The sequence below is a fragment of the Ruegeria sp. BI11 genome (assembly GCF_056538005.1).
Map to the genome: position 1 here is coordinate 78,237 of NZ_JBQFSM010000006.1, position 17,877 is coordinate 96,113.

General features: G+C 58.7%; 18 protein-coding genes. 12 read left to right on the forward strand and 6 right to left on the reverse strand.

The annotated features are described in order from the left end of the window. Nucleotide 1: 1 nt before the first annotated feature. Nucleotides 2–964: a 4-hydroxybenzoate octaprenyltransferase gene (gene ubiA / locus ACR0DT_RS14200; RefSeq protein ID WP_480711378.1), complete on the reverse strand. Its 963-nt coding sequence runs from the start codon at nt 962–964 to the stop codon at nt 2–4. Nucleotides 965–976: 12 nt separating this feature from the next. Here ubiA and ACR0DT_RS14205 point away from each other — a divergent pair, with 12 nt between their 5' ends. The 5 genes from ACR0DT_RS14205 to pheS all read left to right on the forward strand — a co-directional run bounded on the left by ACR0DT_RS14205 (nt 977) and on the right by pheS (nt 5,663). Then, a complete protein-coding gene (locus ACR0DT_RS14205; RefSeq protein WP_480711379.1) occupies nt 977–1,702 on the forward strand; it encodes a 16S rRNA (uracil(1498)-N(3))-methyltransferase in 726 nt (241 codons plus the stop codon). After that, a complete protein-coding gene (locus tag ACR0DT_RS14210) occupies nt 1,699–2,547 on the forward strand; it encodes a GNAT family N-acetyltransferase (protein ID WP_480711380.1) in 849 nt (282 codons plus the stop codon). The genes ACR0DT_RS14205 and ACR0DT_RS14210 overlap by 4 nt, the downstream gene beginning before the upstream one ends. Further along, complete coding sequence (locus tag ACR0DT_RS14215) at nt 2,544–3,071, forward strand: hypothetical protein (RefSeq protein WP_480711381.1); 528 nt, start codon at nt 2,544–2,546, stop codon at nt 3,069–3,071. Before ACR0DT_RS14210 ends, ACR0DT_RS14215 begins: the two co-directional genes overlap by 4 nt. A 64-nt stretch (nt 3,072–3,135) precedes the next feature. Next, on the forward strand, nt 3,136–4,506 hold the full coding sequence (locus ACR0DT_RS14220; RefSeq protein ID WP_480711382.1) for a glutamate--cysteine ligase: 1,371 nt from the start codon (nt 3,136–3,138) through the stop codon (nt 4,504–4,506). An 83-nt stretch (nt 4,507–4,589) separates the two neighbouring features. Then, nucleotides 4,590–5,663: a phenylalanine--tRNA ligase subunit alpha gene (pheS, locus tag ACR0DT_RS14225; protein ID WP_480711383.1), complete on the forward strand. Its 1,074-nt coding sequence runs from the start codon at nt 4,590–4,592 to the stop codon at nt 5,661–5,663. A gap of 31 nt (nt 5,664–5,694) precedes the next feature. Here the strand turns inward: pheS and ACR0DT_RS14230 are convergent, their stop codons facing one another. Next, complete coding sequence (locus ACR0DT_RS14230) at nt 5,695–6,078, reverse strand: hypothetical protein (RefSeq protein ID WP_480711384.1); 384 nt, start codon at nt 6,076–6,078, stop codon at nt 5,695–5,697. 307 nt (nt 6,079–6,385) lie between these two features. On the opposite strand from ACR0DT_RS14230, the gene ACR0DT_RS14235 reads away from it, so the two are divergent. The 4 genes from ACR0DT_RS14235 to ACR0DT_RS14250 all read left to right on the forward strand — a co-directional run bounded on the left by ACR0DT_RS14235 (nt 6,386) and on the right by ACR0DT_RS14250 (nt 10,705). Then, nucleotides 6,386–7,180, forward strand: coding sequence for a CE1 family esterase (locus ACR0DT_RS14235; RefSeq protein WP_480711385.1), 795 nt, complete (start codon nt 6,386–6,388; stop codon nt 7,178–7,180). Nucleotides 7,181–7,249: 69 nt separating this feature from the next. Further along, nucleotides 7,250–7,657: a cupin domain-containing protein gene (locus tag ACR0DT_RS14240; protein WP_480711386.1), complete on the forward strand. Its 408-nt coding sequence runs from the start codon at nt 7,250–7,252 to the stop codon at nt 7,655–7,657. A gap of 88 nt (nt 7,658–7,745) precedes the next feature. Next, nucleotides 7,746–10,142 carry a phenylalanine--tRNA ligase subunit beta gene (gene pheT / locus ACR0DT_RS14245; protein WP_480711387.1) on the forward strand — a complete coding sequence of 799 codons (2,397 nt, stop codon included), beginning with the start codon at nt 7,746–7,748 and terminating at the stop codon, nt 10,140–10,142. 113 nt (nt 10,143–10,255) lie between these two features. After that, nucleotides 10,256–10,705 (forward strand): YtoQ family protein, encoded by a 450-nt coding sequence (locus tag ACR0DT_RS14250; protein ID WP_480711388.1) that lies wholly within the window; start codon nt 10,256–10,258, stop codon nt 10,703–10,705. A gap of 70 nt (nt 10,706–10,775) precedes the next feature. On the opposite strand, the gene ACR0DT_RS14255 is transcribed toward ACR0DT_RS14250, so the two are convergent. Continuing rightward, complete coding sequence (locus ACR0DT_RS14255) at nt 10,776–11,474, reverse strand: glutathione S-transferase family protein (protein WP_480711389.1); 699 nt, start codon at nt 11,472–11,474, stop codon at nt 10,776–10,778. 209 nt (nt 11,475–11,683) lie between these two features. Here ACR0DT_RS14255 and ACR0DT_RS14260 point away from each other — a divergent pair, with 209 nt between their 5' ends. After that, nucleotides 11,684–12,496, forward strand: coding sequence for a mechanosensitive ion channel family protein (locus ACR0DT_RS14260; RefSeq protein WP_480711390.1), 813 nt, complete (start codon nt 11,684–11,686; stop codon nt 12,494–12,496). 192 nt (nt 12,497–12,688) lie between these two features. Here the strand turns inward: ACR0DT_RS14260 and ald are convergent, their stop codons facing one another. Next, nucleotides 12,689–13,807 (reverse strand): alanine dehydrogenase, encoded by a 1,119-nt coding sequence (ald, locus tag ACR0DT_RS14265; protein WP_480711391.1) that lies wholly within the window; start codon nt 13,805–13,807, stop codon nt 12,689–12,691. A 138-nt stretch (nt 13,808–13,945) separates the two neighbouring features. Between ald and ACR0DT_RS14270 the strand changes: the two genes are divergently transcribed. Continuing rightward, complete coding sequence (locus ACR0DT_RS14270; protein ID WP_058281836.1) at nt 13,946–14,404, forward strand: Lrp/AsnC family transcriptional regulator; 459 nt, start codon at nt 13,946–13,948, stop codon at nt 14,402–14,404. 3 nt (nt 14,405–14,407) lie between these two features. Here the strand turns inward: ACR0DT_RS14270 and ACR0DT_RS14275 are convergent, their stop codons facing one another. Further along, complete coding sequence (locus ACR0DT_RS14275) at nt 14,408–15,247, reverse strand: CPBP family intramembrane glutamic endopeptidase (protein WP_480711392.1); 840 nt, start codon at nt 15,245–15,247, stop codon at nt 14,408–14,410. Between the two features lie 281 nt (nt 15,248–15,528). On the opposite strand from ACR0DT_RS14275, the gene ppk2 reads away from it, so the two are divergent. Next, nucleotides 15,529–16,446 (forward strand): polyphosphate kinase 2, encoded by a 918-nt coding sequence (gene ppk2 / locus ACR0DT_RS14280; protein ID WP_480711393.1) that lies wholly within the window; start codon nt 15,529–15,531, stop codon nt 16,444–16,446. Nucleotides 16,447–16,509: 63 nt separating this feature from the next. On the opposite strand, the gene ACR0DT_RS14285 is transcribed toward ppk2, so the two are convergent. Beyond that, the gene (locus ACR0DT_RS14285; protein ID WP_480711394.1) at nt 16,510–17,679 is read right to left on the reverse strand and encodes a CAP domain-containing protein; all 1,170 of its coding nucleotides are present in this window, start codon (nt 17,677–17,679) and stop codon (nt 16,510–16,512) included. Between the last annotated feature and the right edge of the window lie 198 nt (nt 17,680–17,877).

Below are 17,877 nucleotides of genomic sequence, written 5' to 3' on the forward strand. Positions count from 1 at the left end.
ATCAGAGCAACAGTGCGACGCAGAGGAAGATCAGCGGAATAAGGCCGGTATCGCGGTTGGCGCGGAACAGTTGCAGTAGCTTCGCGTTATTCTCAAGATCAAGCCCGCGCAGTTGCCACGCCATGTGCCAACCCATCGCCCACGGCCCGGCCAATGCTACGACCAAAGCCATGACCGAAGCCTGTGCCAATGCCCCGTCGATTATGGCTATTCCCATCAGGAACACCGTAGCGACAAGAAAGTACTTCAGCCAACGCCCTGTATCAGTACCAAACAGCCGGGCAGTGGATTTGATGCCGATCAGCTCATCATCTTCGGCGTCCTGGTGGGCATAGATTGTGTCGTAGAACAGCGTCCAGGCGATGCCCGCCACGTACAGTATAATCGCGGGCACGCCGACCGTGCCTGTATGCGCGGCCCAGGTCAGCAGAATGCCCCAGTTGAAGGCAAGCCCCAGAAACACCTGCGGCCACCAGGTGAACCGTTTGGCGAATGGGTAGATCGTCACCGGCAGCAGTGACAGCACGCCCATGGCGATGGCGGCTTGGTTGAAAGTCAGCAGAATCCCCAGCGCCAGCAGGCATTGCAGCCCCATCCAGATTACCGCTTGCCGTACGCTGACCTGGCCGGAGGGAATCGGGCGTGATCGTGTGCGTTCCACTTGCCCATCGAACTCGCGGTCGGTGATGTCGTTCCATGTGCAGCCTGCGCCGCGCATCAGGAATGCGCCAAGGGCACAGCCGATAGCGATCCACAGGTCCTCCCACCGGGGATTCCCGTCGCTGAGGATCGCCAGCGCCAAACCCCACCAACATGGAATCAGCAGCAGCCACGTGCCAATGGGCCGGTCCGCTCGGCTGAGGCGCAGGTAAGGGCGGGTGAACGCAGGCGCGTGGGTATCGACCCAATTGCCGGATACGGCATCGGCGACCTGACCGTCTGGTGTTGGGGCGTTGCCTTGCATATGTAAGGCCTCATGAGTGCAAAGATCAGACTGTATGTAGAGCACCCTCTGGGTCAGGGGCAATCGGTAGATTTGACGCGCGAGCAGTCGCATTACCTGTTCGGTGTTATGCGTCTGGCCGTGGGCGGTCATGTGGCGCTGTTCAATGGCCAGGACGGAGAGTGGCTGGCCGAGGTCGCTGAGGCGGGCAAGCGCGGTGGGGTTCTGCGCTGTGTGGAACAAACTAGGCCGCTGCAATTGCCACCCGATCTGTGGTTCCTGTTTGCGCCGATCAAAAAGGCGCGCACCGATTTTATCGTTGAAAAGGCGGCGGAAATGGGTGCGGCCCGTATCCTGCCGGTACAGACCGAGTTCACCAATTCCGAACGCATCCGGCAGGACCGCTTGCAAGCCCACGCGGTTGAGGCCGCCGAGCAATGCGGCGGCACTTTCGTACCCGAGGTTGCCGATCTGCGACGGCTCGATCGCGTTCTGGATGCATGGCCCGATGGCCGTCAGCTGATGTTCTGCAATGAGGCCGAGGTTGGTTCGGCCTTGCGGTTGGCGGCGCAGGAAAAGGGTCGGCCCTGGGCCATCCTGATCGGCCCCGAAGGCGGCTTTTCGGACCGAGAACGTGCGCGGCTAACCGGCCTGCCCTTTGCTCATGTGGTCAGTCTGGGCCCGCGCATTCTACGCGCCGACACGGCCGCCGTCGCTGCACTGACCATGTGGCAGCAGGCGCTGGGGGATTGGTCGTGACATGGCGATTGGCGCAAGCCGCTGATGTGCCAAAGATCGACGCGTTCTTGTCGCAGCATATTCAGACCTCGATGTTTCCGCTGGCCAATCTGCGGGATCATGGTCTGCATGGTGACCACCCGCGCTCCGTGAACATGTGGGTTCTGGGAGATGACCCTCGGGCTGTTTTCGGCATTACCAACGAAGGTATGGTGTTGCCGCAATGTCCCGATTGTTCCGATCAAGAGCTTGCAGACGCAATTGCCCTGATCCGCGGTCGAATGCTGTTTGGTCTGGCCGCCGAGGCGGTTCAGGCCCGCCGGATCATGCGGTTGGCCGGGTGGGAAGACCGGCCTGCGACACTGAACAGTGATGAACCGGGTTTTTCGCTGGAGCTTGATCAGCTTGTGCAGCCCGATGCCACGGAAGCTGAACTTGTGCCCCTGGGCGAGGTTGACAGGGCGATTACCGAAGAGTGGCGCGAAAGCTATTTAATCGAGGCAATGGATTTCGATCCAGAACGCGCGCGGAAACAGGCGAGCGAGGACTATCTGGCGTATACGGCCCGCGATTCTCACCGGGTTCTGCTGATCGACGGGCTGCCGGTTGCGATGACCGGATTCAACGCCCGCCTTCCCGAGATTGTGCAGATCGGCGGTGTCTATACGCCCCCCAATCTGCGCGGTCGTGGCTATGCCCGCTTGGCGGTTGCGCTGCATCTGCTCGAGGCGCGCAACGCCGGAGGGACCCGTGCAGTTCTGTTCGCGGCTTCCGATTCCGCCGCGCGTGCCTATATCGGAATCGGATTTAAACCGGCGGAACAGTTTTCGCTGATCCTGTTCACCAACCCCGAGGACACGGCATGAGTTTCATCCGACCCGAAGCCAAACTGACCCTGTGGCGCTGGCGCGAAGTGCTGGTGGCGGGGGCTGTCCTGCTGGTAGGCATCAGCTGGATCGGCGGCCCTGGCGGATTGCTGGGCTGGCTAGGTTGGGTTCTGGTGCTGGTTTCTGTCGCGCTTGCCGTCATCGGCATTCAGCGCGCCCGCTTCCGTACTGGTGCCGGTGGCCCGGGGGTGGTGACCATCGACGAAGGTCAGATCACTTATCTGGGTCCGCTGGACGGGGGCATGGTCGCCGCGCGCGAGATCGAGCGTCTGGCGCTGGACCCGACATCATCGCCTGCGCATTGGGTGCTGGAACAACCGGGCCAGCCTGTGCTTCACATTCCTGTGAATGCCGAAGGGGCCGAGGCGCTGTTCGATGTCTTCTCGGCGCTGCCGGGGCTGAAAACCGAACAAATGTTGGCCGAACTGAACAGTGGCGCGCCGCATCAGGTGGTGATCTGGGAACGCACACCCTCGCGCCCGGCGCATCTCAGGCTGCATTGACACTGGCGCGGTTTGCCCCCACGACTGACCCAACGACAGACACATCAGGATCGGAGCGCGACTCATGTCCATCCCTCAGTCCGGCGGCGGACCGATCGAACGCCATGAGCAACTGGCCGAATATCTGGAATCGGGTTGTAAGCCCAAGCAGGATTGGCGCATCGGGACCGAACATGAAAAGTTCGGCTATTGCAAAGACACGCTGAAACCGCTGCCCTATGAGGGCGAGCGCTCGATTTTGGCCGTGCTCAAAGGCCTGCGCGACCTGCACGCGTGGGAGCCGTTGGAAGAAAATGGCAAGCTGATTGGCCTGCAAAAAGACGGGGCAAATGTCTCGCTCGAACCCGGTGGGCAGCTGGAATTGTCCGGTGCGCCGTTGGAGACCATTCACGAAACCTGTGACGAGGTGAACGCCCACCTGCGCGACGTGAAAGACATCGCCGACAAGATCGGCGTTGGATTCATCGGCCTTGGGGCCGCGCCGATCTGGACACATGATGAGATGCCGCTGATGCCCAAGGGGCGGTATCGTCTGATGAATGACTACATGGAAAAAGTCGGCACCATGGGCCGCTCCATGATGCGCCGAACCTGCACGGTGCAGGTCAATATCGACTTCGGCTCCGAGGCCGACATGGTGCAGAAATTGCGCGTCGCACTGGCGTTGCAGCCGGTGGCGACCGCGCTGTTCGCCAATTCTCCGTTCTTTGAAGGCAAGCCCAACGGCCAGAAAAGCTGGCGCAGCTATATCTGGCAGCATCTGGACAATGCACGCACCGGCATGCTGCCCTTTGTGTTTGAGGAAGGGTTCGGGTTCGAACGCTGGGTCCAATACGCATTGGACGTACCGATGTATTTCGTCTATCGCGACGGTCAGTATATCGACGCGCTGGGTCAGTCCTTCCGCGACTTCCTGCAAGGCAAACTGCCGGCGCTGCCCGGTGAAACGCCGACCCTGTCGGATTGGGCCGACCACCTGACCACCGCCTTCCCCGAAGCGCGGATCAAGAAATTCATGGAGATGCGCGGCGCCGATGGTGGCCCGTGGCGCCGCCTGTGCGCGCTGCCTGCGTTCTGGGTTGGTCTGACCTATGATCAGGGTGCGCTGGATGCGGCCTGGGATCTGGTCAAAGGCTGGGATGCGGAAACCCGAGAGGCGCTGCGGATCGAGGCCGCAAAAGACGGGCTGCAGGCGCAGGTCGGCAACATCAACATGCACGATCTGGCGCGCGAGGTAGTTGCGATCTCTGAGGCGGGCCTGAAATCTCGCGCCTTCCCCGGTGCAGGCGGTCTGGTCCCGGATGAGACACATTTCCTCAACGCGCTGAAGGACAGCATCGAAACCGGCAAAGTTCCGGCTGATGAGTTGCTGGATCACTACAATGGCGACTGGAATGGCGATCTGACGCGGGTGTTCCCGGAATACAGCTATTGATCCGCGCCGTGCGGCTTGCATTCACCCGGATTGGCCGATAGCAGGTTCTGGACCAAATTCAGGGGCCAGTTTCGGAAAGCGTCATGGACGATCTAAAGTCAAAATATCTGGGGCAGATCGCCGAAGCGGGCGACGAAAACGCGCTTGAGGCGATCCGCGTCGCCGCCGTGGGCAAAAAAGGCGAGGTCGCGCTGAAGATGCGCGAGCTGGGCAAGATGACACCCGAGGAACGGCAGATCGCAGGCCCCGCGCTGAACGCCCTGAAGGACGAGATCAACTCGGCGCTCTCGGCCAAGAAATCGGCATTGGCCGATGCTGCGCTGGATGAGCGTCTGCGCACCGAATGGCTGGACGTCACTCTGCCGACCCGCGCGCGCCGTCAGGGTTCGATCCACCCGATCAGCCAAGCGACCGAGGAGTTGACTGCGATTTTTGCCGAGCTGGGCTTTTCGGTGGCCGAAGGGCCGCGGATCGAAGACGACTGGTACAACTTTGACGCCCTGAACATCCCCGGCCACCACCCTGCACGGGCCGAGATGGACACGTTCTATATGCACCGCGCTGAGGGCGATAATCGCCCGCCGCACGTGCTGCGCACCCATACGTCTCCGGTGCAGATTCGTTCGATGGAAAAACAGGGCGCACCGATCCGCGTCATCTGTCCGGGCGGTGTGTACCGCGCCGACTATGACCAGACCCACACGCCGATGTTCCATCAGGTCGAAGGGCTGGCCATCGACAAGGACATCTCGATGGCGAACCTGAAATGGGTTCTGGAAGAATTCGTGAAGGCGTTCTTCGAGGTCGACGACGTCGAACTGCGCTTCCGCGCCTCGCACTTCCCCTTCACCGAGCCGTCGGCCGAGGTTGATATCCGCTGTTCCTGGGATAACGGTCAGCTGAAGATCGGCGAGGGCGACGACTGGATGGAGATTCTGGGCTCGGGCATGGTCCACCCCAAGGTGATCGCCGCCGGTGGCATCGACCCCGAGGTCTATCAGGGCTTTGCCTTTGGCATCGGCATCGACCGTCTGGCGATGCTGAAATACGGCATCCCTGATCTGCGGGCGTTCTTTGATTCCGACCTGCGCTGGCTGCGCCACTACGGGTTCGCGGCGCTGGATATGCCGAACCTGCACGGTGGTTTGTCGCGTTGAGTTAGTCGGCAGTCGCTCGTTGTAGCGACTGCTACCAGGAGTTCACACCGATCTTCTGGTCGCCTTTGTACACGTCTACGGAACGAGGAGAGGTTATGACCCATGTTTCACAAACCTCATTTCCGCCGTCTATTCCTTTCCATTGACGGCAAAACTGATCGCCTTTGATCGACCAAGTTCCCTTTAATACAATTTCCGTGCCATCGTCGGTGACGGCCTTTCCGTTTCCTTTGCCGTTTTTGCCGAGTTTTAGCGAACCGCTGTAACCTTGTCCTTCCCCTCCCAGTTTGAGGGTTGCTCCATTTTCAAGAAGGTTGGTCAACTGTGCTTCGGTCATTCCGCCGGATGGAGCGGAAGCTAAAGCACTCGGTAATAAGAAAAATGACCCAATTATTAGCGCAACAGAATATTTCATCAGTTCACTCCACAAAAAACTAAATTTCAGCAGTTTGTACGACACACGGGGCGCACGCTCGTTTGCGCAATCCGTAACGATTTGAAACGGTAATTTACGAACATACCACAGTTCCAAACCGGATGCTAAATTCTGCGTTTGGCAATTGAAAAGTGGCCTCCTGCATTTGGCTAAAAAATTTTGTGTATTGTGCGAGCTAGCCTGTAATTAAAACCAACTTACAGCGGTCTGGCGAAAACACGGCTTGTTACATGCACCCACGGGGTTGTGACGTGACAGCGGGCACAGGCTCGCTAGGGTTCGACAGATGATCTACCGACTGCTCTGCCTATTCTCGCTGACCGCCACCCAAGCCATCGCAATCGATACCTGTCACGGTGATACCGCCTGTCAGGTCGGTGACCGCTCGTATCATGTGCTGGAACCGGACGGGTGGGACGGTGAAACGCCTCTGCCGGTGTTGCTGCATTTCCACGGCTGGGCGCGACAGGGGACCGTGGTGGTGAACCACGAACGCATCGCCGGGGCCACGAAACTGCGCGGTGTGTTGCTGGTGGCCCCAAATGGGTTGGGCAAAAGCTGGGATTTCTGGACCTCGAACACCGGCGATGTGCCTTTTGCTGACCGTGTTCTGGAGGACGTGGCCAGACGCTATCCGATCGACCCGGACCGCATCTATGTCTCGGGCTATTCTTTTGGCGGTGCGATGGCGTGGCGTTATGTCTGCCAGTCGGGCAATGACACGGCGGCACTGCTGGCCGTTGCCGGCAGTATCCGCCAGACCGAGGATTGCCCGCAGGCCCCGCGAGAGGTGCGCCACGTTCATGGGCTCAGCGATACCGTGATGGATTTCCCCTATGGCGCGGATGGCGATACCACCTATCCGGTGACGCTGTGGCGGCAGAAATACGGATGCCACGACGCGACCCAACGTGGGGATTGGAGCGTGGTGCCGATCCTGACGCTCAGCCGGATGGAGTGGACCGATTGCGCGAGGGGGCAGGTGGTGCTGGACACGCATCCGGGCGGGCATTTCATCCCTCATGGCTGGATCGGGCGGCAGTTGGACGAATTGCTGGGCCGCACCCCGAGCTATCCCTGAACCGTTTGACATCGCCGCGTGCTCACCCTCCTGTAAGGTGAAACGATCTGACAAGGGAATCTCTGTCTTATGAAACTGCTTTTGCCCTTCGCCCTGATCCTTACCGCCACGCCCGCTTTTGCGCGTGACACCTATCCGCCAGTCGACGTGTTGTTGCAGACCGAAACCTCGGTCATTGGTGAGGCGCTGGAATATCCCGACGGCACCCCGCAGATCACCATGGCCATCGTCACCATGCAGCCCGGTCAGAAAACCGGCCTGCACCGGCATGACGCGCCGCTGGCGGCCTATATCCTCGAAGGTGAGATCACCGTCGATTACGGCGATGCTGGCAGCCGGACCTACAAGGAAGGCGACGCTCTGGTCGAGGCGTTCCGGTCGCCCCATGCCGGTGAGAATACCGGCGACGGGATCGCGCGGATTCTGGCGGTGTTTGCCGGATCGGACAGCGTTTCCAACACAGTGACCGAGGAGTAGGGGTAGGGGTTCTACGCGCCCTCTTTCCCCTCTGCACATTATCCGGTAAACGCGGTCTGACCCGAGATTTACTGGCGGAAACCGACCGATGAAATTCACTCTTTCCTGGCTGAAAGACCACCTCGACACTGACGCTTCGGTGGACGAGATTGCTGAGGCGCTGACTGATCTGGGCCTTGAGGTCGAAGAGATCGTGAACCCGGCGGACCGGCTGAAGGATTTTAGCCTTGGGTATGTGAAACACGCCGAGAAACACCCGGATGCTGACAAGCTGCGCGTCTGTAAAGTGGACACTGATGAGGGTGAGCTGCAGATCATCTGCGGTGCCCCAAACGCCCGCGAAGGCATCACCGTCGTGGTTTGCAAACCGGGCATGTATATTCCCGGTCTGGACTTGACCATCAGCGTCGGCAAGATCCGTGGCGTTGAGAGTTTCGGCATGATGGCGTCCGAGCGTGAGCTGGAGCTGTCGGATGAGCATGATGGCATCATCGAACTGCCCTCGGGCGCGGTGGGTGACAAGTTCATCGACTGGCTGGCCGAGAATGCGCCGTCGAAAGTCGACCCGATGATCGAGATCGCGATCACCCCGAACCGCCCTGATGCGCTGGGCGTTGAAGGAATTGCCCGTGACCTGGCTGCGCGCGGCCTAGGAACGCTGAAACAGCGCGACTACACCCCGGTACCGGGTGATTTCGAAAGCCCGATCAAGGTGACGATTGATGAGGATACGCTGGACGGCGCGCCCCATTTCACCGGACGTCTGATCAAGGGCGTCAAGAACGGCCCCAGCCCGCAATGGCTGCAGGATCAGTTGAAAGCGATCGGTCTGCGACCGATCTCGGCGCTGGTAGATATCACCAACTATATGACCTTTGATCACAACCGCCCGCTGCACGTTTTCGATGCGGATAAGGTGCAGGGCAATCTGCGGGTACATCGCGCTAAGGGCGGTGAAAAGCTGGTTGCGCTGGATGAAAAAGAATACACCCTGCAGCCCGGCACGATGGTGATTTCCGACGACAAAGGCCCGGAATCCATTGCTGGTATCATGGGTGGCGAGGAAACCGGCTGTACGGACGAGACCGTGAACGTCTTCCTCGAAAGCGCGTTCTGGGATCATGTGCAGATCGCATTGACAGGGCGTGCGTTGAAGATCAATTCGGATGCGCGCTATCGGTTCGAGCGTGGTGTGGACCCGGAGTACACGCTGGAGGGCCTGGAACAGGCGACGCAGATGATTCTGGATATCTGCGGCGGCGAAGTATCCAAGGTCGTTGAAGCTGGCAAAGCGCCGGATCACTCGCGCGCCTTTAAGCTGGATGCCGAGCGGGTGCAGTCTCTGGTTGGAATGGACATTCCCGAAAGCGAACAGCGTCAGACTTTGACCCGTCTGGGTTTCCGTCTGGAGGGTGAAATGGCGCATGTTCCCAGCTGGCGTCCCGATATCATGGGTGAGGCCGATCTAGTGGAAGAGGTCGCACGGATTGCATCCCTGACCAAGCTGCAGGGCAAGCCGCTGCCGCGTATCACGGATGGCATCCCGAAACCGGTGATGACTCCGGCACAACGCCGCCAGTCGATGGCGCGTCGTACCTGCGCGGCACTGGAGTACAATGAATGCGTGTCCTACACTTTCATTGATCAGGCCTCGGCCGCGCTGTTTGGAGGCGGGGACGAAGCGACACAACTGGAAAACCCGATTTCGTCGGAAATGAGCCATATGCGCCCCGATCTGCTGCCCGGTTTGTTGCAGGCCGCCGCCCGCAATCAGGCGCGCGGCTATGCGGACGTCGCATTGTTCGAAGTTGGCCCAGTTTTCCATGACGGCGAACCCGGCGATCAGAAAACCCAGATTACCGGCCTGCTGGTTGGCCGTAGCGGTCCCAAGGACGTGCACGGCGCTTCGCGTCCGGTCGATGTGTTCGACGTCAAAGCGGATGCCGAGGCTGTTCTGGCCGCCATCGGCGCACCGGCCAAGGTACAGATTTTGCGCGATGGCGATGCCTGGTGGCATCCTGGGCGTCACGGCAAAATCTGTCTGGGCCCGAAAAAGGTGCTCGGTGTCTTTGGCGAGCTGCACCCGCGTGTGTTGCAGGCGCTGGACATCAAAGGCCCGGCGATGGCGTTTACCATCTGGCCGGACGAGGTGCCTCTACCTCGCAAAACCGGTGCCACCCGCGCCGCGCTGGAACTGCGCGATCTGCAGGCTGTCGAACGCGACTTTGCCTTTGTCGTCGACGACAGTGTCGAGGCGCTGACGCTGGTGAATGCCGCCGCCGGAGCCGACAAGGCTCTGATCGAGGATGTGCGCGTCTTTGACGAATTCATCGGCGGCGGCCTGGGTGAAGGCAAGAAGTCTCTGGCTATCACCGTGCGCCTGCAGCCAACCGATGCGACGCTGAAGGAAAAAGACATCGAAGCGGTGGCCGAAAAGATCATCGCCAAGGTTTCCAAAGCCACCGGCGGCGTTCTGCGCGGCTAATTCAACGGTAACAAGATCGAAAAGCGCGCCTAATGGGCGCGCTTTTCATTTTGCCGTTGGGCTGGATCTGAAAAAAACATAAATACGCGCCAAAGCACGAACGGAGGAAGCAAATGGGTTTAAACGTTTATCTGTCGGGGGAAATTCACACCGATTGGCGCGAACAAATCACCGAAGGCGCACAGGGGCTGGATATCACCTTCAACAGCCCTGTGACGGATCACGATGCCAGTGATGATTGCGGTGTGGCCATTCTGGGCGAAGAACCAAACAAATACTGGCATGACCACAAGGGCGCGATGGTCAACGCGATCCGCACTCGCAAGGGCATTGAAGATGCCGATGTTGTCGTGGTACGGTTTGGCGAGAAATACAAACAGTGGAACGCAGCCTTTGATGCGGGCTATGCGGCGGCACTGGGCAAATCGCTGATCGTGCTGCATGGCCCCGAACACCAGCACCCGCTGAAAGAGGTGGATGCCGCCGCTCTGGCCGTGGCCGAGCAACCCTCGCAAGTGGTTGAAATTCTGCGCTATGTGCTGACCGGCAAGCTGCCGAGTTAACTCAGCCCTATACAAACGGGCTTGCGGCACAGTTTGGTCGCAAGCCCGGGCACGCCAAAGAACTGTGCGGTCAGTCCCGCGGCGGCGTCACAAGGCCTTTCTGAACGGCGGGGCGTTCCAGAAAACGCTCCAGGTAGGCCGATACATTGGTGTGGTCGTCCCACCCAACCAGTTCCTTGGCATCATAGAACTCCAGCCCGCGCAGCCAAGGCGCGATGGCTATATCGGCGATTGAGTACTCTCCGGCGATCCAGTCTTGTCCATCGAGCTGCTGGTTCAGCACGTTCAGCAAGCGTTTGGCCTCATTCACATATCGCTCGCGCGGGCGGGGGTCTTCGATCTCGCTGCCAGCGAATTTGTGGAAGAATCCAAGCTGACCGAACATCGGACCAATACCGCCCATCTGAAACATCAGCCATTGGGTGATCCGGTGCTTGTCTGCTTTGGTCTGGCCGATGAACTTGCCCGATTTTTCGGCCAGATACAGCAGGATGGCACCGCTTTCGAACAATCCGATCGGCTCTCCGTCCGGGCCGTTCGGGTCAATGATCGCGGGGATCTTGTTGTTTGGATTCAGCGACAGGAATTCGGGACTTTTGACATCTGCATCCGACAGGGTGACTTTATGCGCCTCATAAGGGAGGCCAGTCTCTTCCAGCATTATCGAGGCTTTAACCCCATTTGGTGTGGGGAAGGAATACAGTTGAATCCGGTCCGGGAACTGCGCGGGCCAGCGATTCATGATCGGATGAAGTTTGGTGTCCAGCATTGTGTGGCTCCTGAGTGGATATGACCCAAACGTAGGGTCCGACGGGGCATCTTTTAAGCCCCCAAAGCTGTGCACGACCGGTCAGTGCGTGTTTGCTGGCGAACAACGGGGAAATCCGGTGGAACTGGCACCTAGACCAAAGGGCGTTTTTGCCTCAGACTTTGGCAAATCCCGCGCGAAAGCTGCGGGTTTCTTGTTACTGAAAGGAGATGGCCGTGGATGAGGTCGTAACACAGGTGGGCGCGTTTGCCCCGCTGATCATGAACGCGGTCAAGGCGCTGATCGTTCTGATCCTTGGTTGGATCGTGGCCGGTGCCGTAGGTGGCCTGGTGCGCCGCCGGATCAATTCGACCCCGCAGATTGATCCGACGCTGGGCAATTTCTCGGCCAGTCTGGTGAAATGGGTCATCCTGGCGATGGTTCTGGTGGCCGTGCTTGGGATATTCGGCATCGAAGCCACAAGCATCGTTGCCATTCTGGGTGCCGCGTCGCTGGCCATTGGTCTGGCGTTGCAAGGGACACTCAGCGATCTGGCGGCCGGTGTCATGCTGGTAGTGTTCCGCCCTTATAAACTGGGTCAGTATGTGGATATTGGCGGCACAGCCGGGACGGTAAAAGACCTGAACTTGTTCACTACCGAACTGGTGACGCCGGACAATGTGCAGATCATCGTCCCCAACGGGCAATCCTGGGGTTCGATCATCACCAACTATTCGGCGCATGACACACGGCGTGTCGATCTGGTGTTCGGGATCGATTACGGTGACAGCGCGGATGAAGCTATGAAGATCATTCTGGACGTCGCCAGGGCTGATGAGCGTATCCACAGTGACCCTGAACCTTGGGTGCGCGTCACCAATCTGGGGGACAGCTCGGTCGATCTGACGGCTCGCCTGTGGTGCGCGGCGGCGGATTACTGGGATGTGAAGTTCGAAATCACCAAGGCCGTGAAAGAGGCATTCGACGCAAAAGGCGTGTCGATTCCGTATCCGCATTCGGTAGAGATTCACAAACAGGCCTGAGGGCTCCCGCCCGTCGATCGGGCATTGAAATGCCCTCCTCCGGTTGGGCCCGGCGCCGCGCTGATCGCGCGGCGCCGTTTTCGTTTATGGGAAGGTTGGATCAAAGTTCAACCGCGCCGCACCGCAGGGGCGGCGCCTGGCCCAACGCTGTAAACGCCCTCGTCAGAGGGCGCTTTCAGGGGAGGGAGGGCCTTAGGCGTTGACGATCGCCTCGGGTGCGACGACGTCGAGGCCCAGTGCAGTGCCGACCGCTTCATAGGTCAGTTTACCAGCATGTACGTTCAGACCGGCCAGCAGGTGCGGGTCGTCCTGACATGCTTTTTTCCAACCTTTGTCGGCCAGCGACAGCAGGAACGGCATGGTTGCGTTGCCCAGTGCGATGGTCGAGGTGCGCGCAACGGCACCCGGCATGTTGGCAACGCAGTAGTGCATGATGCCATCCACGTCGTAGATCGGATCAGCGTGCGTCGTCGCCTTGGAGGTCTCAAAGCAACCGCCCTGGTCGATTGCAACGTCAACCAGAACCGCACCGGGTTTCATGGTGGACAGTTGTTCGCGGGTCACCAGTTTGGGGGCTGCCGCACCAGGGATCAGAACCGCACCGATGACCATGTCGGCGGTCTGGATCAGTTCAGCAGTGGCACCAGCGGTCGAGTACTGGTTTTTGAAAGTACCGCCGAACACGTCATCGAGGTAACGCAGACGCGGCAGAGAGCGATCCAAAATGGTAACGTCCGCGCCCATGCCTGCTGCGATTTTTGCAGCATGTGTGCCGACAACGCCGCCGCCGATCACGACGACTTTGGCCGGACCCACGCCCGGAACGCCGCCCATTAGAACGCCGCGGCCACCATTGGCCTTTTGCAGGGTCCAAGAGCCAACTTGCGGAGCCAGACGACCGGCAACTTCGGACATCGGGGCCAGCAGAGGCAGGCCGCCGCCAGGTGCGGTGACAGTTTCGTAAGCAATCGCGGTGCAGCCCGATGCCAGCAGATCATGGGTCTGATCCGGATCGGGCGCCAGATGCAGGTAAGTGAACAGCAGCTGGCCTTCGCGCAGCATCTTGCGCTCGACGGCCTGGGGTTCCTTTACCTTGACGATCATGTCGGCAGTGGCGAACACTTCTTCTGCCGTGTCGATGATCCGGGCGCCAGCGGCGACATAGGATTCATCATCAAAGCCCGAGCCGATCCCAGCATTGGTTTCGATCAGAACCTCATGGCCACGTGCAACAGCCTCTTGCGCAGCGTTGGGCGTCATGCCAACGCGGAATTCCTGGGGTTTGATTTCCTTGGGGCAACCGATTTTCATTTTTCGCTCCTCCATTCATAAACTGCCTAAATAATGTGCGATTCGGAGCGCAATTTCTGTGAAACTCTGCCTGCGATATGGCTATATTTCAGGAAGTTCTTCGCTATATTGTCAAAAACTCGCAAAGGAATTGCGTGAATGAGCTTGGATGCGACGGATAAAAAGATTCTGGCGGCCCTTCAGCGGGACGGCCGTATGTCGAATGCGGAACTGTCCGAGCAGGTGAATCTGTCGCCTTCGGCCTGCCACCGGCGGGTTCAGCGGCTTGAGGCTGACGGTTATATCCGCAATTATGTGGCGCTGCTGGATGCGCGCAAGATGAACGTGCCCACAACAGTCTTTGTCGAGATCACGTTGCAAGGACAGGCCGAAGAGCTTTTGGACGCGTTCGAAAAATCTGTGGCCCGAATTCCCGACGTTCTTGAATGCCACCTTATGGCCGGGACAGCGGACTATATCCTGAAGGTTGTCGCCGAAAACACCGAGGACTTTGCCCGCATCCACCGCCAATACCTGTCACGGCTGCCAGGCGTGGCGCAGATGCAAAGCTCGTTCGCGCTGCGCACGGTGTTCAAGACAACAGCCCTACCGGTGTGATGCTCAGGCCGGACCGGGATAGGTGAACAGGGTCAGATGCAGGGCGTTGAAGCCGAAATGCATCAGAACCGGCACCCAAAGCCGTCCGGTTGCATAATATCCCAATCCGCAGGCCGCCCCGAGGATCGAGGCGAAGACAACCAGCGCCGGGCCACCGCCCACATGGGCCAGACCGAACAGCACGCTGGCTGCCGCGATCCCTAACCCCGCCCCAATTTTTGAAGACAGGGCCGACTGCAGGTAGCCGCGGAAAAAGGCCTCTTCGGTCAGGCAGGTCAGGAACAGGTTCGAAAATGCGAAAATCAGCCACCAAGCGGGTAGGTTGAACTCCGGCCGTACCGCGCCAAGGGCGAGCCCCAGCCCGAACAACGCAGGCAACATCGCCAACCCGATCAACAACGGCGCTGTTCTGATCGGTCGCGCATTGTGGATCATACTGGGCCAGGCGAGCAGGACGGCGAACAAGACCATCGGTTTGTCGAGGTTGAGATACATTGTGAAAGCAGAACTCTCCGATCCCGCCCGCACCTGATCCAAAACTAGCAAATTGTGAAACCCCGGGGTCAGATGCGCCGCCAAAGCAAGGCACCACAGGATCAACGCTAGATGTCCAACAAGGGCCACCCCGCCTGACAGACGGCGCAGTCCCGCTGCACCCAACAGGCCCACCAATACAATCGCTATGGCCGGTGGAGTCAGTAATCCAAGCATCGCCACAGCCCCGCTAAACACAGCCAGCAGAACCAGTCCCAGCCTTTGTCGGCCCGTTACCATGCTTATTTGCGCGGCAATCAGGATGAACCAAGGCCAGATCGCAGGCAGAAGGGAAATGAAATGCGCCACGGTTGCCTCTTGGGGTTGACGGAGTATTAGTGCCTTCAGAATGTATCGCTAAGCAAGCAGGGCAACGCCAACCTGTTGGCAATGCGGCAATTCTGCCGCTTGTATCCCTTGGCTTGTAGGTACAGATTTAGGGTTAGACCAAACCCCCTTTTGCACTACCTTGACCTTGCCGCCATATGCGGTTTCGCTTGAGGAAGGACTTTCATCAATTCTTCTGATGACATCAGGCGGTTACACGTGCGGTGTATGGTCCAGACCCGATAGACGATAAGGATAAGACCTTGGCTTACGAACATAACGATGCCCCCAAAGATTGGCTGGAAGCCGAGTTGGAAGACACGCTGGACGAAGATTTCGAGATTGAATTCAGCGAGCCCATGCTCTCGATGGAGATCCGCAAGATTTACAAGGACCAGCATCCTGAAATGCTGGATCGCAAGGTTTATTTCCGCAATTTGCTGCGCCTGCAGGCCGAACTGATCAAGGTGCAGGACTGGGTACAGCATACCGGGGCCAAAGTGTGCATCCTGTTCGAAGGGCGCGACAGCGCCGGCAAGGGCGGCGTGATCAAGCGGATCACCCAGCGGCTGAACCCGCGGGTCGCACGCGTGGTCGCCTTGCCTGCGCCCAGCCGTCGGGAACAAAGCCAGTGGTATTTTCAGCGCTATGTTCCACACTTGCCAGCGGCCGGCGAAATCGTGTTGTTCGACCGGTCCTGGTACAACCGTGCTGGGGTCGAGCGGGTGATGGGGTTTGCGTCCGAGGATCAGGTCGAACAGTTCTTTCAGGACGTTCCCGAATTCGAACGGATGCTGGTGCGGTCGGGGATCATTTTGCTGAAATACTGGTTCTCAATCACCGATGAAGAACAGCAGTTGCGGTTCCTCATGCGCATTCACGACCCGATGAAGCAGTGGAAGCTGTCGCCGATGGATCTGGAATCCCGCATCCGTTGGGAGGCTTACACCAAGGCGAAAGAAGACATGTTGTTCCGCACAAACATTCCCGAGGCGCCTTGGTACATTGTCGAAGGGAATGACAAGAAACGCGAGCGCCTGAACTGTATAGAGCATCTTCTGACTAAGATTCCCTATACTGATGTTCCGCAGGAAAAGGTCGATTTGCCGGATCGAAGATACAACCCGGAATACGAACGACGCGTATTGCCGGACGAACTGCATGTGCCCAAGATTTACTGACAAAAAAGAGTGCCTCCGTATTCACAGAGGCACTCTTTTGAGAATTCGAATGGGCTAAGAAGCCTAGAAAATAAAGTCGTTACTGCCCAGGCTGGACAACTGGATATTTTCTAGAATCATCTCGTTTCCAAAGCCGTCGCTGATAACAACGTCGTTCCCAGTTTGCGTGATGTGGTTGTTTATCAGGTCGTTATAATTGGTGATTGATTGCGAAGCTCGCAAAGAAACCTGATCGCCGGCAGAGAAATCTGTCACGCGATCCACACCGTTGATGAATACGAAATCATCTGAACCGTTGCCACCACTCAAGGTATCGTTTCCGGCGCCGCCGATCAGGCGATCATTTCCGTCCGCTCCGAATAGGCGGTCGTCGTCACCCTGGCCGAACAATATGTCGTTACCTATGCCGCCATGAACGTAGTCATTTCCGACACCTCCATAAAGGTGGTCGTCTCCGGCCTCGCCAGTCAAGTCATCTTGACCATGCTGTCCACGCATTACATCGCTACCGCTGCCGCCGCTCAGATCGTCTATGCCGTTCCCTCCGAGAAGGGAGTCGTTTCCGCCTTTTCCCGATAGATTGTCGTTGCCACCGCCACCGATCAGAACATCACGGGCGTTTTGGCCGACAAGGATGTCGTCCCCGCCTTTACCTTCCAGCCACCCGGCCTGACCTTGCTGCAGAACGAACCAGTCGTTGACAGAGGTGCCAACAGTACCCGCAGCCACAGTCGTAGGAGCAGGGTTTCCACTATCCCCTTGACCTGACCCTCCGGTATCCAGCTGAACCGGAGCTGAGGTAGTTGCAAAGTTCTGGGTCACGATCACGGCGTCCCAACCGTTGAAGTTACCTTCTTCGATACCGATGCCGATATATTCGAAGTCGGGGTTCAGTATGTTGGCTCGGTGGCCGGGGCTGTTCATCAGGCTTTGATGAAGCTGCACGACATCATCGCTGGCACCTGCAGCTCCGCGTTCGGATTGCCAGGCGATGTTTTCACCAGATCTCCAGCTGCCTGTGAAATCGAAACCTGCATCCCTCATCCGCTGCGTCGCGCTCGAACCGCCTTGGCCGGTATGGCTAAAGGTATCTGTCTGCAGCATCCATTCGCTGTGATCTTCAGCCGAGTCGTTCAGCTGCCGCTCAAGCTTCAGCGGCTGCAGCCCGCGGCTTGTGCGTTCGTCATTGATAAGCGCAAGCATCTGCCGTTCTAGATTGCTGGCGGTCGACATGATTCTGCCTCCAATTGAATTGAGTTATTTTGGCGTGACATTAATGGCGAGAATTTGACGGGATACAGACACAATCCGGACACCCTGACTCGTTCGGCGATTTGCCACCGCCCGATTCGCTTTGTTTGTGCGAAAACCTGCGCAAATGCGCTGTGAATGTGTGTGGGGCACCTTTCCAGTGCCCCACGCGCTGCCTGG

Bases quoted from the DNA above. Each gene is read 5' to 3' on its own strand.
- ubiA (WP_480711378.1), bottom strand. From the start codon at position 964: ATGCAAGGCAACGCCCCAACACCAGACGGTCAGGTCGCCGATGCCGTA.
- ACR0DT_RS14205 (WP_480711379.1), top strand. From the start codon at position 977: ATGAGTGCAAAGATCAGACTGTATGTAGAGCACCCTCTGGGTCAGGGG.
- ACR0DT_RS14215 (WP_480711381.1), top strand. From the start codon at position 2,544: ATGAGTTTCATCCGACCCGAAGCCAAACTGACCCTGTGGCGCTGGCGC.
- ACR0DT_RS14220 (WP_480711382.1), top strand. From the start codon at position 3,136: ATGTCCATCCCTCAGTCCGGCGGCGGACCGATCGAACGCCATGAGCAA.
- pheS (WP_480711383.1), top strand. From the start codon at position 4,590: ATGGACGATCTAAAGTCAAAATATCTGGGGCAGATCGCCGAAGCGGGC.
- ACR0DT_RS14230 (WP_480711384.1), bottom strand. From the start codon at position 6,078: ATGAAATATTCTGTTGCGCTAATAATTGGGTCATTTTTCTTATTACCG.
- ACR0DT_RS14235 (WP_480711385.1), top strand. From the start codon at position 6,386: ATGATCTACCGACTGCTCTGCCTATTCTCGCTGACCGCCACCCAAGCC.
- ACR0DT_RS14240 (WP_480711386.1), top strand. From the start codon at position 7,250: ATGAAACTGCTTTTGCCCTTCGCCCTGATCCTTACCGCCACGCCCGCT.
- pheT (WP_480711387.1), top strand. From the start codon at position 7,746: ATGAAATTCACTCTTTCCTGGCTGAAAGACCACCTCGACACTGACGCT.
- ACR0DT_RS14250 (WP_480711388.1), top strand. From the start codon at position 10,256: ATGGGTTTAAACGTTTATCTGTCGGGGGAAATTCACACCGATTGGCGC.
- ACR0DT_RS14255 (WP_480711389.1), bottom strand. From the start codon at position 11,474: ATGCTGGACACCAAACTTCATCCGATCATGAATCGCTGGCCCGCGCAG.
- ACR0DT_RS14260 (WP_480711390.1), top strand. From the start codon at position 11,684: ATGGCCGTGGATGAGGTCGTAACACAGGTGGGCGCGTTTGCCCCGCTG.
- ald (WP_480711391.1), bottom strand. From the start codon at position 13,807: ATGAAAATCGGTTGCCCCAAGGAAATCAAACCCCAGGAATTCCGCGTT.
- ACR0DT_RS14270 (WP_058281836.1), top strand. From the start codon at position 13,946: ATGAGCTTGGATGCGACGGATAAAAAGATTCTGGCGGCCCTTCAGCGG.
- ACR0DT_RS14285 (WP_480711394.1), bottom strand. From the start codon at position 17,679: ATGTCGACCGCCAGCAATCTAGAACGGCAGATGCTTGCGCTTATCAAT.